Source organism: Rhizobium sp. USDA 4016 (genome assembly GCF_056279705.1).
Map to the genome: position 1 here is coordinate 604991 of NZ_JBWCCY010000004.1, position 12510 is coordinate 617500.

Below are 12510 nucleotides of genomic sequence, written 5' to 3' on the forward strand. Positions count from 1 at the left end.
ACATGGCGACAGCTCCCGACATCGAAGAAGACACCCTGTTCCTGGCCTGCACCCGGCCGGCGATGATTGCCGGTGTGACGATGGAGGCGATGGGCTTGAACATCGTGCTGACGACGATCCTCTACATCACGGCGGGATCGATTGCCTATGCGCTTGTCGGCGTCGTCTTCCATTTCTTGTTCCGAACGCTCGTCAAGCACGACCATAACATGTTCCGGATCCTGGTTTCTTGGATGGAGACCCGCGGTCGATCGCGCAACACCTCCTATTGGGGCGGGGCTACGCTCTCGCCGCTCAAGCTCACCAGACACTATGACGAAAGGGACCTAAGCCTTGCCTAGGAACGCAACGCTTCGATCCCGCGAACTCGGGCCGGAGACCTTTATTCCTTATGTGCGCCATATCGACGAGACGACGATCGGGCTCGGCACCAGAGCGCTGATGGTGATGATCGCGCTCGAAGGCGTCTCCTTTGAAACAGCTGACGTCATCGACCTCAACAGCCTGCACCGCAACCTCAACACGCTCTACCGGAATGTCGCCGATGAGCGCCTCGCACTTTGGACGCATGTCATTCGCCGTCGCGACAACGGCTATCCGGAAGGACAATATGCCAATCCTTTCTCCGATGCACTGAATTCAAGATATCGCGCGCGCATGATCGGCGAGGATCTGTTTCGCAACGATCTCTATCTTTCACTGGTCTGGCATCCCGCACGCGATCCCGCCGAAAGAGCCATGAACCTTCTCTCCCGACTGCGCAGGGCACGCAAAAGCGATGTCGAGCTCGACGAAACGGCGCTAAAGCACCTGCGCAGCAAGCTATCCGACATCACCGCCGGCCTGAAACGCTTCGGGCCTCGCGTGCTGTCCCTCTACGAGCAGGACGGCATCCTGTTTTCCGAGCCGAGCGAAGTCCTTCATCAAATCGTGGGTGGCCGGCGCGAGCCCATTGCGTTGACGGAAGGAAGGATTTCATCGGCGATCTATTCGGATCGGGTGATTTTCGGCCGCGAGACCATCGAGATCCGTCACGAGGCCGAAAGCCGCTATGCCGGGATGTTTGGGTTCAAGGAATATCCGGCAGCGACCCGCAGCGGCATGCTCGACGGCATCCTGACGGCCCCGTTCGAGCTCATCCTCGCACAATCCTTCGCCTTCACCTCGAAAGCGGATGCGCGCAGCATTATGGGGCGCAAGCAGAACCAGATGGTCAGCGCCGGCGACAAGGCGGCGTCCCAGGTCGAAGAACTCGACGCTGCGATGGACGATCTCGAATCCAACCGCTTCGTACTCGGCGAGCATCACCTCACGCTTTCAGTCTTCGCTTCCTCAGTCAAAGCGCTCACTGACGATCTGGCGGAGGCCCGATCGCACCTTACCAATGGCGGCGCGGTCGTCGCGCGCGAAGATCTCGGGCTTGAAGCGGCCTGGTGGGCACAACTGCCCGGCAACTTTCGCTACCGCGCGCGGTCTGGCGCCATCACATCCCGGAATTTTGCAGCACTTTCGCCTTTCCATTCCTATCCGACCGGGCAGAAGGACGGAAATGAATGGGGACCAGCCGTTGCCCTGCTGAAGACTGCGTCCGGCTCGCCCTTCTACTTCAACTTCCACCACCGCGACCTTGGCAACACCTTCATCTGCGGTCCCTCGGGTGCCGGCAAGACCGTCCTTTTGAACTTCATGCTTTCCCAACTCGAAAAGCACGATCCGCATATGGTCTTTTTCGACAAGGATCGTGGGTCGGACCTTTTCGTCCGGGCGGCGGGTGGCGCTTACCTGCCGGTGAGGAATGGCGTTGCCACCGGCTGCGCGCCGCTGAAGGCACTTGAGCTGACTGCGGAAAACAAGGTGTTTCTCACACGGTGGATCGGCAAGCTGGTCGGATCGGCGAAACGTGAACTGACGGTCACGGAGCTGCGCGACATCGCCTTGGCCGTCGACGGCCTGGCGGACCTGCCGGTCGAACGGCGTTCCATCGGCGCCTTGCGCGCCTTCCTCAACAATACCGACCCGGAGGGTATCGCCTCGCGGTTGAGGCGGTGGGAAAGGGGAGGGCCGCTTGGCTGGGTATTCGACAACGAGGCCGACGAGATCGGGATCGGCGCCAAATTCGTCGGATACGACATGACAGATTTCCTCGACAACGAGGAAATCCGCACACCGTTGATGGCCTATCTCTTCTTCCGCATCGAGCAGCTGATCGACGGGCGCCGCATCATCATCGTGATCGATGAATTCTGGAAGGCCTTGCAGGACGAAGATTTTCGCGACCTCGCCGAAAACAAGCTCAAGACGATCCGCAAACAGAACGGGCTCATGCTGTTTGCGACCCAAAGCCCGCGCGATGCCATTGTCTCGCCGATCGCCCACACGATCATCGAGCAGTGCCCGACGCAGATCTTCCTTCCCAATCCGCGTGGCGATCGTGCCGACTACGTCGATGGTTTCAAACTCACCGAACGGGAGTTCGAGCTTGTCGCTCGCGAACTGTCGGCCGAAAGCCGCCGCTTCATCGTCAAGCAGGGACACAACAGCGTCGTCGCAGAACTGAACCTCAAAGGCTTCGATGACGAACTCGACATATTGTCCGGCCGCACCGCCAACGTGGAACTCGCCGAGGCGATCAGGGCGGAGGTCGGTGACCGGCGAGAGGACTGGCTGGCGGTATTCCGGCAAAGAAGGAGAGCGGGATGATGCAAAGAAAAAGCGCAGGGTTTGCTCTTATGGCGGCAGCTGCCTTGCTGTCGGCCGCAATGGCATCCGCACAGGGCATTCCGGTCATCGACCGGACGGCGATCGTAAAGCAGATCGAGAGCATCACACAGCTGAAGTCGCAGCTCGACACGCTGAACCAGCAGCTCCAGCAAGCCGAGCAGCTTTATGGGTCGTTGAACAAGATCACCAACATGGCAGATGTCGCAAGCCTCTTGAACGACCCTTCGATCCGCAAGGCACTGCCACGCGACTTCAGTGCCGTCGAAGGCCTGTTCAAGGGGTCAGGTACCGGCGTCTTCGGCAATTCTGCTTCGAAATTCCTTGAGAGCAACTCGACCTATCGCACCGACGCCAATGATTTCTACGCCCAGGAATTGTCGCGCGTCCAGAACCAGAATGCAGGGCAGATGAGCCTTGGCCAACAGATCTATGATGCAGCCACTAAGCGCATCGAGGGCATCGATCAGCTGCGCCAACAGATTTCCAGCGCCGCCGATGCCAAGGACGTCGCCGATCTTCAGGCGCGGCTGCAGGCCGAGACGGCGTTTCTTCAAACCGACCTGCTGCGCATGCAGGGTTTGCAGATGGTCCAGCAGGCGCAGGTGCAGGTCGATGACCAGCGAGAGGCGGAGGATTGGCGCAAACGCATGGACGCAATGGGGGCGGCGCTCAAATGAAACATGCCCTTCCTGCAGTGATCGCGTCCGCCCAGCCGGTTTGCGCCGGCCAGACAGATGCGGGTGATGAGGCTTTGCTCGCCAACGTCATGGCCGAGTGCTGCAACAATCCGGTCAGACATGCTGACACGCCCAACACTACAGAGGCGGCGGGGCTGCAGCTTCTTCGAATTCGCAAGTTACCCGGAGGCTAAGAGATGTATCAGGTCTTCAGTTTCGTGGACGGGCAGTTCAAGTCGCCCCTGGAGACGTTCATCTCGTCGGGCACCGCAAACATTGCCGCCTGGGTGAGTGGGCCGCTCACCGCGGCGCTGACGCTCTACGTCGTGCTTTACGGCTACCTTGTGCTGCGCGGTTCCGTCCAGGAGCCCATCCTCGAGTTTGCGTTCCGGGCAATGAAGCTTGCAATCATCGTCATGCTGGTAAGGAACGCCGGCGAGTACCAGACCTATGTCACCGGTCTGTTCTTCGAGACGCTGCCCAAAGAGATTTCCGAGGCGCTGAACTCGGGCACCGCGCCGAGCGCCTCTACGTTCGACAGCCTGCTCGACAAGGGTCAGAAGGGCGCCCAGGAAATCTGGGCCCGTGCGTCCTGGCCGGTCGACATCGTCACCGGCATCGGCGGGATGATGGTCATTGGCGCGAGCTTTATTGTCGCGGCGATCGGTTACATCGTTTCCCTCTATGCGCGGCTGGCCCTTGCCATCGTGCTTGCGATTGGCCCGATCTTCATTGCGCTTGCAATGTTCCAGCCCACTCGCCGCTTCACCGAGTCCTGGATTGCGCAGCTTGCCAATTTCGTCATCCTCCAGGTCCTGGTCGTTGCGATCGGTTCGTTGTTGATCACCTGCGTCGACACGACGTTCACGGCGATCGAAAGCTATTCCGACGTGCTGATGCGCCCGATCGCGCTCTGCGCCATCTGCCTTGCAGCGCTTTACGTCTTCTATCAGCTGCCCGGTATTGCGTCGGCTCTCGCCGCAGGCGGGGCATCCTTGACCTACGGCTACGGCGCTGCTCGCGACGCTCACGAAAGCACGATTGCCTGGGCAGCCTCGCATTCGGCAAGAGCGCTCGGGCGAGGAGCCCGCCCGGTTTCGCGCCGTCTCAGACCGGGAGGGGAAAAATGACGTTCGCTCTCCTCAAGAAACGGACAGGTTGTGTGCGCATGCTTCGCATCGTTTCATTGTTTCTCATCGCCGGGGCACTTCCCGCCTGCAGCTCGATGACACACCCGCTTCCCAAATGTGACGGCTACTTCCGCCGGCCCCTGAACCGGGCCATGTGGCAACGGGAGGACGACGGCAAGCTGAAGCAGCCTGCGTCCGCCCCGGCAAGCCATGCCGCCTCCTACGCGCAGCAACCTGCCCCGGCCACGCCAGCCGCCTTCGCACACTTCGATGTCGAAGGTTCTTACCGTCCGTGCAAGGGCAAGTGACATGGTGACGCCGGATAATCTGAAGAGCTACTTCGACAAGGCGCGCCGGTTCGATCAGGATCGGCTGATCCAGGTGGAGCGTTCCGCCCGCATCGCCTGGTTCGTCGCTGGTTGTGCCGGCATCGTGGCCGTCGTCTCCGTCTTCGCCATTGCCGGGCTCACCCCGTTGAAAACGGTCGAGCCCTTCGTGGTCCGCGTCGACAACTCCACCGGCATCGTCGACGTGGTCTCCGCATTGACGTCGGCCGCCGGGAGCTATGATGAGGCCGTCACCAAATATTTCGCCGCCAAGTATGTGCGCGCGAGAGAAGGCTATGTGTGGAGCGAGGCCGAGGAGAATTTCCGGATCGTTGCCTTGCTCTCCACGCAGCCAGAGCAGACGCGTTTCGCTAGTGTCTACCGAGGCAGCAATCCGCAATCTCCGCAGAATATCTACGGCCGCAGCGCGACGGCGCGCATCAGCATTGTTTCCATCTCCCTGATCAATGCCAACGTGGCCTCCGTGCGCTACATGCGCACGAACACCCGCGGAGACGACGTGCGCACCACGCACTGGGTCGCAACGCTCACCTTTTCCTATGTCAACGCGCCGATGTCCTCCACCGACCGGCTGGTCAATCCCCTGGGCTTTGCCGTCAGCGAATATCGCGCCGATCCGGAGGCCGTCGATTGAAACAGATATTGCTGATCGCCTCGGTTCTGAGTTTTGGTCTTTCATCGACGGCGGTTGGCCTGGAAATTCCCCGCGGCGCATCAAAGGATAGCCGTATCCGCTTCGTCGATTATCAGCCCTACAACATCACGCGGATCGTCGGGACGTTGCGGTCGTCGGTGCAGATCGAGTTTGCCGCCGACGAGGAGATTGCCCATGTCGCGCTTGGCAATAGCGTTGCATGGGAGGTGGCGCCGGCAAGCAACATCCTGTTCCTGAAGCCGCGGGAACATCAGCCGGTGACCAATATCTCGGTTGTGACGGCCAGGCGCGACGGATCGACCCGCAGCTATCAGATGGAACTGACGGTGCGGGACGGAACGGTCGAAGCCGGACAGAACACCTATTTTTACGTGAAGTACCGCTACCCGGCCGATGAGGCGGACCGGCGCCGTCAGGAGGCCGCCGCCCGTGCCCAGGCTGCTGAGGCCGGTCGGGCGGACCAGGTGCTCTCGCTCCACGAGGCCTATGGGCCGCGAAACTGGCGCTATTCGGCGCAAGGTTCCGTGTCACTCGAACCGCAGGCCATCTATGACAACGGCAAAGTCACCACTTTCGCCTTTGCCGGCAATCAGGAAATGCCGGCGATCTACATGGAAAACTCCGACGGCACCGAGGGCCTGGTTCCAAAATCCGTCGACGGCAATCTGGTGCTGGTTCATGCCATCAGCCGCAAGTTCATTCTGCGGCGGGGAGGGGATGTACTGTGCGTGTTCAACGAGGCCTACGATCGTGTCGGGGTCAACCCTGAGACCAACACGACGTCACCGTCCGTCGAGCGTGTCGTCAAGACGCAACCCGCTATCGCGCAATAGGAGAGTGTCATGGCTGCGGAAGACAACACACCGATCCCTGGAGAGCGCGCGGAAACATCGACCGGGCGGCGCCGGCTCGACAACAGCCCGATCCTGAAACGCGGCGCAGTTGCCGTTGCGATCGTTGCCTTCGTTGCTTTTGCGCTCTGGTCGATGCGCGGTCAGAACAAACCGCCAGAAGGAACCCACCCCGAGCGCGTCGTTATCCGCCAGACGTCGGATTTCGAGCCCGCCAGGGAGCCGGTTCAACCAGTCGTGATCCCGACGGAGGTGCAGCTGCCAACGCCTGTGGTGACCGAGGAGCCGCCGGCTGAGGAGGATAAGCTCCTCGACGCTGCCCGCCGCGCGCCAGTGATCGCTTATGGCGGCGAAAAGGCGCCGGCTACCGACCGGCAGAACCAGAGTTCGGATGCTCCATCGAACGACTTTCCGTTCGACGCTAATCCAGGCACTCTCGGTTCGCAGGCGGATAACGAAGACCAGCGGTTCAACAGGATGCTGACGCCGACGCAATTGCAGGGCTCGCGCGCCGGCATGCTTGGAAATCGCGATTTCATCGTCGCCATGGGAACGTCCATCCCTTGCGTGCTCGAAACAGCGCTTTCCTCGGACCAGCCGGGCTTTGCAAGCTGCGTCATCAACCGCGATGTGCTGTCGGACAATGGCCGGGTCGTGCTGATGGAGAAGGGCACCCAGATCGTTGGCGAATACCGCGGCGGTCTTCGCCGCGGTCAGAAGCGCCTGTTTGTTCTTTGGAGCCGTGCCAAGACGCCGAAGGGCGTGATCATCACGCTCGCGTCGCCTGCGACCGATACTCTCGGACGTGCCGGCATGGACGGCTTTGTCGACACCCACTGGTGGGAGCGTTTCGGTAGCGCGATCCTGTTGTCGATAGTCGGCGATGCGACCTCCTACGCGAGCAGCCGGCTGCAGGAAGGCGATGTCGAGGCGCCAGATACCACGAGCGCCGGCCAGCAGGCCGCGGCGATCGCGGTGGAACAGTCGATCAATATCCCGCCGACGCTTCTGAAACACCAGGGCGACCTGGTCTTAATCTTCGTGGCGCGGGATCTTGATTTCTCTGACGTTTACCGGCTTCGCGTGACGGAGCCTCGCAACAGGATCTATGACCGCGCCATTTTCGGGGATTTCAGCCCGGCTTCAACTCTGGTCACCAAATAGGTACGCCGATGACGGAAGGAGCAGATTGCGGTGTCGTGCGCGAGCTTCTTGCACCAATCTCCGCCTTTCTGCGCGACATGTCGCTTTACGAGATCATCGTCAACTGGCCAGGTCAGGTGGTGACCGAGGGGAGGGCCGGATGGCAGACCCACGATCTGCCGGATCTATCGTTCGACAAGCTGATGCGTCTCGCCCGCGCTGTCGCAAGCTATTCCAATCAAGCGATCGATGAAACACGGCCGATCCTGTCGGCCACCCTGCCAGACGATGAGCGAATCCAGATCGTGATCCCACCGGCAACGACGAAGGGAACGGTCAGCGTTACGATCCGAAAGCCGTCGTCCGTTTCGCTAAGCCTCGACGATCTCGATGACGGCGGCCTGTTCGACGATGGCGTGAAAGCCGAAAGAGACGGCAACGCGTCGGGCCGCAAGCTTTTGGGGTTCTACAGGAACAGGTCCTACAAGGCGTTTCTGCGCGAAGCCGTCCAGGCGAGAAAGAACATCATCATTTCCGGCGCAACGGGCTCCGGCAAAACGACCTTGTCGAAGGCGCTGATCCGTCATATTCCGTCAAGCGAGCGGATCATTTCGATCGAAGACACGCCCGAGCTGGTCATCCCGCAATCGAACCACGTTCGTCTCTTTTATTCCAAAGGAGGTCAGGGCCTGGCGAAGATCGGCGCCAAGGACCTGCTGGAATCTAGCCTGCGCATGCGGCCGGACCGAATTCTGCTGCAGGAACTGCGAGACGGAACGGCATTCTATTACATCCGCAATGTCAATTCGGGGCACCCAGGTTCGATCACGACAGTGCATGCCGACTCCGCGCAGCTCGCCTTCGAACAGCTGACATTGCTGGTCAAGGAATCGGAAGGCGGCAGGGACCTCGACAGGCATGATATCCGTGAGCTGTTGATGATCGCCATCGACGTCATCGTCCAGTGCAAACGCATCGATGGACGGTTTCGGGTGAGCGAGGTCTATTACCGGGACGCGCAAGCACCCGGGAGCGGCGTCGCCGTTGTGAAAGCCGGTCAGAAATGGCCAGCTTGTGGGGGCCGCAGGACTGAGAGGCAGAGGGGGAGGTAAGCTCGTGATGGTTGAGGTGGTCGGAGAGAGGCCCTGGCCGCTCCTTCATGGAGCACCGCGGGTCTCGAAACCAATTGCGATCAGGAAACAGAATCCCAAGGTGGTGTTTGAAGGCACGGTCGAGGATGTCCGCGGCTATCGCGACGACGTGCGCGATCCTGACAACATCTCGAAGCGTCTGGCGGAAACCGAGGGCGCTCGGATCGCGAAGGAGGAAGCTGAGGTTGCCGAGATCGTCGAGACGGAGCGCAAAAATTCCGACGCCGGCTTCCTGACGTTTTAACCAGTAACCGCTATAGCCGAGCCATCATCAGGAAAGGCACATGACGGACACCGAGGACGAGCAGCAATTCACCACGAAAACCGAACTGTTGCGATGGAATGAGACCTTGAAACACCACGCTTCCTGGTGCAATACGATTTCCGGTGGTATCTTGTCCGCAGGGCTCTTTTCGCCGATTGTGGCACTCTTGGCACATCGCGACGTTGTGACCATCGCGACCGGCTTCGGTTTCTTTGGCTATTTAATTGCCGCGATTCTGGCCCATATCTATGGCGAAGGCTTCATTTTGAAGCTCAAAGGAGATGATAGTGTTCGACCAAAGTAACCTGTTCAACATCATCTACATTGCCCTGCCACTGGTCGGGATCGTTATCCTGGGCGGCCTGATCTATATGCAACGCCACCACTAAATTCCGTCTTGCGCCAGCCCTAGGCCGTCGTCGCCTCTGACGAGGAACCTCAGCTTATAACTCATCGATGCTGACCTCGATCTCCTTTTGCCCCTTGCGGGCATCGGCGATCGCATTCAGCTCGAAATCCTCCAGCTGGTCCATCAGAGCTTCGAAAGACTTGGCCGGCACGCAGTAGAAGGCCGGCTCGTTTCGATTGAGAATAGCTACGGGAAAACCTTCACCGGCGGCGACTGTGCCCATTGGGCTTTTCTTTAGCTCCGAAACGCTTGCCGTTATCTCGGCGAGGATTGTGTGCGGCATTTTTAACTCCCTGAAATCGGTACCATAGATAGCATTCTAAAGAGGCGATTTCGATGGCTCGAGAGCGGCGTCGTTGTCGTGAAAGCTGGTCAGAAATGGTCAACTTGTGGGGGCCGCAGGACTGAGAGGCAAATGGAGAGGTAAGTTCGTGGTTGAGGTGATCGGAGAGAGGCTCTGGCCGCTCTGCTCCACACCAACATTGCCAACCACGTCATCAAGGGCGATCGGCCCGACATTGGTCCGTGTTCAGTTCCCTGGGAAATACGCGATACGACGGGATCCCGCTGCAGGCGGCGAGCGGCAAGGTCAGCGTGGTCGTATTCGCATGCGGCGGACATACCAGGGTGTCCGGCGAGAGTCGATCGGCAAATCTGTGTGATATCGCGACATTGAAAAGTATTCTAAGTGCTATTATATTAGCCCTTAAGCTCGGTAACTAAGATATGTGCTATTATGTTCGCATTTAATTTGAGTTCTCCCGCCGAGGTAATAAAAGATCTCTCATCAAGAATGAAGCGTCGACGTATTGACGCCGGCCTCACGCAGAGGGAGCTCGCGACAAGGGCTGGTGTTTCATATGGATCTTTAAGACTGTTCGAAGAGACAGGAAAGATTTCGCTCGAAGCTATCGTGAAGATCGCGTTTGTCCTAGAAGCCGAGGCTGAGTTCGAGCACCTGTTTCCGCCTCGGCCGCCGAAGACAATTGACGATGTCGTTGGCCGACCTGTCAGGCAGAGGGTGCGGAAGAAGTGAGATTCACGCCGATCCGAAAAATGAGTGTCGTTCTCGATATCGAGGGGAGGCAGAGAAATCTAGGGACCCTCGCGTGGAGCAGCGACTCAGCCACCGCCAGGCATCGTTGAACTACGAACATCTCCATAAGCTGACGTTGATGATGACACGTGACAGTTCCGAAGTCCTCCGCATGTTTCGGCATATGGTCTTCAACGTGTATGCTCGGAACCGAGACGACCACGCGAAAAACCACGCCTTCCTTATGAGCGCAGACGGACGATGGAAGCTCTCTCCCGCCTATGACCTTACCTTCTCCGATGGGCCTGGCGGAGAACACAGCGCTGACGTTGCGGGCGAGGGGAGAAATCCAGGCGTGCAGCACATGCTGGCCGTCGCTAGGACAGCATCGATCCCTGATCGCGACGCCAAGGATGTCGTCGATCAGGTCCGAACAGCTATTGAACGCTGGCCACAATTTGCTGAGCAGGCGGGACTATCGAAGTCCCGGACAAACGAACTTGATCGGATTCTTAACGATAGGAGGCCCGCTCAGGCACTCCGCCATGACGATTCGAGATAACTCCATCCCTGCACGTTCGCGGAAACCAAAATGCAGGGATGATGATGACGGCGGCTACGATTCGGGCGGAGCAGCCTCCGACCTAGGCGCTGATCGCCACGAGCTCGTTGCGGCTGTGATGAATATCGCCGGAAATGGAACCGGCGACACGATCTGGAAAGTGCCGGGGTTCTCGACTGGTCGACGATGACGCACAACCCTTTTGTGGACGTGACCAAGGACACCACCACGCTCTACGCCAGCGATCGTGATGTCTTTTTGTTTTTGGTCGACGATACCCGTCCGATCGAAGCCGGGCGGCTGGCGAATGGCGAACCGGACCTTTATTTCCGCGGCTTCTATGCCTGGAACTCCGAAGTCGGATCGAAGTCCCTCGGCATTGCTTCCTTCTATCTTCGCGCGGTCTGCGCCAACAGGAATCTCTGGGGCACGGAAAATTTCGAGGAGATCAATATCCGGCACTCCAAGTTTGCCGGTCAGCGTTTCGCGCACGAGGCGGCGCCCGCATTGACAAGTTTCACGAATTCCTCGCCCGCACCCTTCGTCGCCGGCATCCGGGCGGCCCGCGAGCGGATCGTAGCCAGCAACGATGAGGATCGCCAGACCTTCCTGCGCCGGGCGGTTTCTCGAAGAGCGAGACCGGCAAGATTATCCAGACGGTCCTGTCCGAAGAAGGCAGGCCGCCGGAATCGATCTTCGATTTCGTCCAGGGCATCACGGCCTTGGCGCGCGATAAGACCCATCAGGACACCCGCCTCGAATTGGAAGGCAAGGCTGGGAAACTGCTCGAGCAGGCGTCCTGACCATCGGCCAGTCTGGCTGGCTAACCCGAAAACGTCAGACATCTCCCCGAGAGAACTCGTTGCCCGGCGATCTGCCGGGCTTTTTCCCCTCGGCTGACATCGGCGCTGGCTTGCATTCGAGCGCTGGCGGCGAGATCGAGGCACCTTCGCGCAAGCTCGCTCGGAAGGAGCGGCCGATCGTCACTTGGTTCTGGCATGCTGGTATCACAAGATTACAACTTGCGGCGTTCCGCACTTTCAGCTAATTTAGCCGCCGCTGTATGTTCGTTTGAGGGGCGGCTTCCAGCCGACGTTCACATGTCCTACGATCTTTCAGTCAATGGTAAGAACTACGCCGTCGATGTGGATGGCGATATTCCGCTTTTATGGGTGCTGCGCGACACCATAGGTCTCACTGGAACGAAATTCGGCTGCGGCATCGCCATGTGCGGAGCCTGCACGGTGCATGTCGATGGTGTGCCCGTGCGCTCGTGTGTGATGCCGGTCGCCGACGCGGCCGCCAAGCCGATCACCACGATCGAGGCGATTGGCGAGACTGACGAAGGCGCTCGGGTACAGAAGGCCTGGCTGGACATCGATGTCGTCCAATGTGGTTACTGTCAGTCTGGACAGATCATGTCCGCCACCGCGCTACTTGCTGCCAATCCGTCGCCCACCGACGACGATATCGATGCCGTCATGGCCGGAAATATCTGTCGATGCGGCACTTATCCGCGCATTCGGGCGGCGATCAAACTGGCTGCCAAGGCGGGGTGATGCG

At 59.5% G+C, this 12510-nt stretch carries 16 protein-coding genes and 1 pseudogene; 16 read left to right on the top strand and 1 reads right to left on the bottom strand.

Translation table 11 applies throughout. The annotated features are described in order from the left end of the window. Nucleotides 1-2 precede the first annotated feature (2 nt). From ACZ9DP_RS18285 to ACZ9DP_RS18335, 11 genes are all read left to right on the top strand, one after another. Nucleotides 3-341, top strand: a complete 339-nt coding sequence (locus tag ACZ9DP_RS18285; protein ID WP_476203156.1) for a VirB3 family type IV secretion system protein — start codon at nt 3-5, stop codon at nt 339-341. Beyond that, entirely contained in the window at nt 334-2700 is a 2367-nt protein-coding gene (locus ACZ9DP_RS18290) for a VirB4 family type IV secretion/conjugal transfer ATPase (protein WP_476203157.1), read from the top strand. Before ACZ9DP_RS18285 ends, ACZ9DP_RS18290 begins: the two co-directional genes overlap by 8 nt. Beyond that, complete coding sequence (gene virB5, locus ACZ9DP_RS18295; protein WP_476205399.1) at nt 2700-3398, top strand: P-type DNA transfer protein VirB5; 699 nt, start codon at nt 2700-2702, stop codon at nt 3396-3398. Before ACZ9DP_RS18290 ends, virB5 begins: the two co-directional genes overlap by 1 nt. Before the next feature lie 197 nt (nt 3399-3595). Further along, nucleotides 3596-4528 (top strand): TrbL/VirB6 family protein, encoded by a 933-nt coding sequence (locus tag ACZ9DP_RS18300; RefSeq protein ID WP_476203158.1) that lies wholly within the window; start codon nt 3596-3598, stop codon nt 4526-4528. A 38-nt stretch (nt 4529-4566) separates the two neighbouring features. Continuing rightward, entirely contained in the window at nt 4567-4836 is a 270-nt protein-coding gene (locus ACZ9DP_RS18305) for a hypothetical protein (RefSeq protein WP_194730207.1), read from the top strand. 1 nt (nt 4837) lies between these two features. Continuing rightward, complete coding sequence (locus ACZ9DP_RS18310) at nt 4838-5509, top strand: VirB8 family type IV secretion system protein (RefSeq protein ID WP_476205400.1); 672 nt, start codon at nt 4838-4840, stop codon at nt 5507-5509. Beyond that, entirely contained in the window at nt 5506-6363 is an 858-nt protein-coding gene (gene virB9, locus ACZ9DP_RS18315) for a P-type conjugative transfer protein VirB9 (RefSeq protein ID WP_476203159.1), read from the top strand. Before ACZ9DP_RS18310 ends, virB9 begins: the two co-directional genes overlap by 4 nt. Nucleotides 6364-6372: 9 nt before the next feature. Next, nucleotides 6373-7545, top strand: coding sequence for a type IV secretion system protein VirB10 (gene virB10, locus ACZ9DP_RS18320; RefSeq protein ID WP_476203160.1), 1173 nt, complete (start codon nt 6373-6375; stop codon nt 7543-7545). 8 nt (nt 7546-7553) lie between these two features. Continuing rightward, nucleotides 7554-8636, top strand: coding sequence for a P-type DNA transfer ATPase VirB11 (gene virB11, locus ACZ9DP_RS18325; protein WP_476203161.1), 1083 nt, complete (start codon nt 7554-7556; stop codon nt 8634-8636). 4 nt (nt 8637-8640) lie between these two features. Further along, nucleotides 8641-8919 carry a hypothetical protein gene (locus ACZ9DP_RS18330; protein ID WP_476203162.1) on the top strand — a complete coding sequence of 93 codons (279 nt, stop codon included), beginning with the start codon at nt 8641-8643 and terminating at the stop codon, nt 8917-8919. A gap of 40 nt (nt 8920-8959) precedes the next feature. Continuing rightward, nucleotides 8960-9244 carry a hypothetical protein gene (locus ACZ9DP_RS18335; protein WP_183928683.1) on the top strand — a complete coding sequence of 95 codons (285 nt, stop codon included), beginning with the start codon at nt 8960-8962 and terminating at the stop codon, nt 9242-9244. Between the two features lie 139 nt (nt 9245-9383). On the opposite strand, the gene ACZ9DP_RS18340 is transcribed toward ACZ9DP_RS18335, so the two are convergent. Continuing rightward, nucleotides 9384-9632 carry a type II toxin-antitoxin system Phd/YefM family antitoxin gene (locus ACZ9DP_RS18340; RefSeq protein ID WP_476203163.1) on the bottom strand — a complete coding sequence of 83 codons (249 nt, stop codon included), beginning with the start codon at nt 9630-9632 and terminating at the stop codon, nt 9384-9386. Nucleotides 9633-10085: 453 nt separating this feature from the next. On the opposite strand from ACZ9DP_RS18340, the gene ACZ9DP_RS18345 reads away from it, so the two are divergent. The 5 genes and pseudogenes from ACZ9DP_RS18345 (at nt 10086) to ACZ9DP_RS18365 (ending at nt 12506) form a co-directional block, all read left to right on the top strand. Beyond that, entirely contained in the window at nt 10086-10385 is a 300-nt protein-coding gene (locus ACZ9DP_RS18345; RefSeq protein WP_476203164.1) for a helix-turn-helix domain-containing protein, read from the top strand. Between the two features lie 142 nt (nt 10386-10527). After that, nucleotides 10528-10947 carry a HipA domain-containing protein gene (locus tag ACZ9DP_RS18350; RefSeq protein WP_476205401.1) on the top strand — a complete coding sequence of 140 codons (420 nt, stop codon included), beginning with the start codon at nt 10528-10530 and terminating at the stop codon, nt 10945-10947. Between the two features lie 97 nt (nt 10948-11044). After that, nucleotides 11045-11750 (top strand): annotated as a pseudogene (locus ACZ9DP_RS18355) (DUF932 domain-containing protein); the annotation flags it as partial. Between the two features lie 59 nt (nt 11751-11809). Then, entirely contained in the window at nt 11810-11995 is a 186-nt protein-coding gene (locus ACZ9DP_RS18360; protein ID WP_476203165.1) for a hypothetical protein, read from the top strand. 52 nt (nt 11996-12047) lie between these two features. Next, entirely contained in the window at nt 12048-12506 is a 459-nt protein-coding gene (locus tag ACZ9DP_RS18365; protein WP_476203166.1) for a (2Fe-2S)-binding protein, read from the top strand. Nucleotides 12507-12510 lie beyond the last annotated feature (4 nt).

What these genes read in the sequence shown, in the direction of transcription:
- ACZ9DP_RS18365 (WP_476203166.1), top strand. Translation starts at nt 12,048, where the DNA reads ATGTCCTACGATCTTTCAGTCAATGGTAAGAACTACGCCGTCGATGTG.
- ACZ9DP_RS18285 (WP_476203156.1), top strand. Translation starts at nt 3, where the DNA reads ATGGCGACAGCTCCCGACATCGAAGAAGACACCCTGTTCCTGGCCTGC.
- virB10 (WP_476203160.1), top strand. Translation starts at nt 6,373, where the DNA reads ATGGCTGCGGAAGACAACACACCGATCCCTGGAGAGCGCGCGGAAACA.
- virB11 (WP_476203161.1), top strand. Translation starts at nt 7,554, where the DNA reads ATGACGGAAGGAGCAGATTGCGGTGTCGTGCGCGAGCTTCTTGCACCA.
- virB5 (WP_476205399.1), top strand. Translation starts at nt 2,700, where the DNA reads ATGCAAAGAAAAAGCGCAGGGTTTGCTCTTATGGCGGCAGCTGCCTTG.
- ACZ9DP_RS18345 (WP_476203164.1), top strand. Translation starts at nt 10,086, where the DNA reads ATGTTCGCATTTAATTTGAGTTCTCCCGCCGAGGTAATAAAAGATCTC.
- ACZ9DP_RS18300 (WP_476203158.1), top strand. Translation starts at nt 3,596, where the DNA reads ATGTATCAGGTCTTCAGTTTCGTGGACGGGCAGTTCAAGTCGCCCCTG.
- ACZ9DP_RS18340 (WP_476203163.1), bottom strand. Translation starts at nt 9,632, where the DNA reads ATGCCGCACACAATCCTCGCCGAGATAACGGCAAGCGTTTCGGAGCTA.
- ACZ9DP_RS18335 (WP_183928683.1), top strand. Translation starts at nt 8,960, where the DNA reads ATGACGGACACCGAGGACGAGCAGCAATTCACCACGAAAACCGAACTG.
- ACZ9DP_RS18310 (WP_476205400.1), top strand. Translation starts at nt 4,838, where the DNA reads ATGGTGACGCCGGATAATCTGAAGAGCTACTTCGACAAGGCGCGCCGG.
- ACZ9DP_RS18350 (WP_476205401.1), top strand. Translation starts at nt 10,528, where the DNA reads ATGACACGTGACAGTTCCGAAGTCCTCCGCATGTTTCGGCATATGGTC.
- ACZ9DP_RS18305 (WP_194730207.1), top strand. Translation starts at nt 4,567, where the DNA reads ATGCTTCGCATCGTTTCATTGTTTCTCATCGCCGGGGCACTTCCCGCC.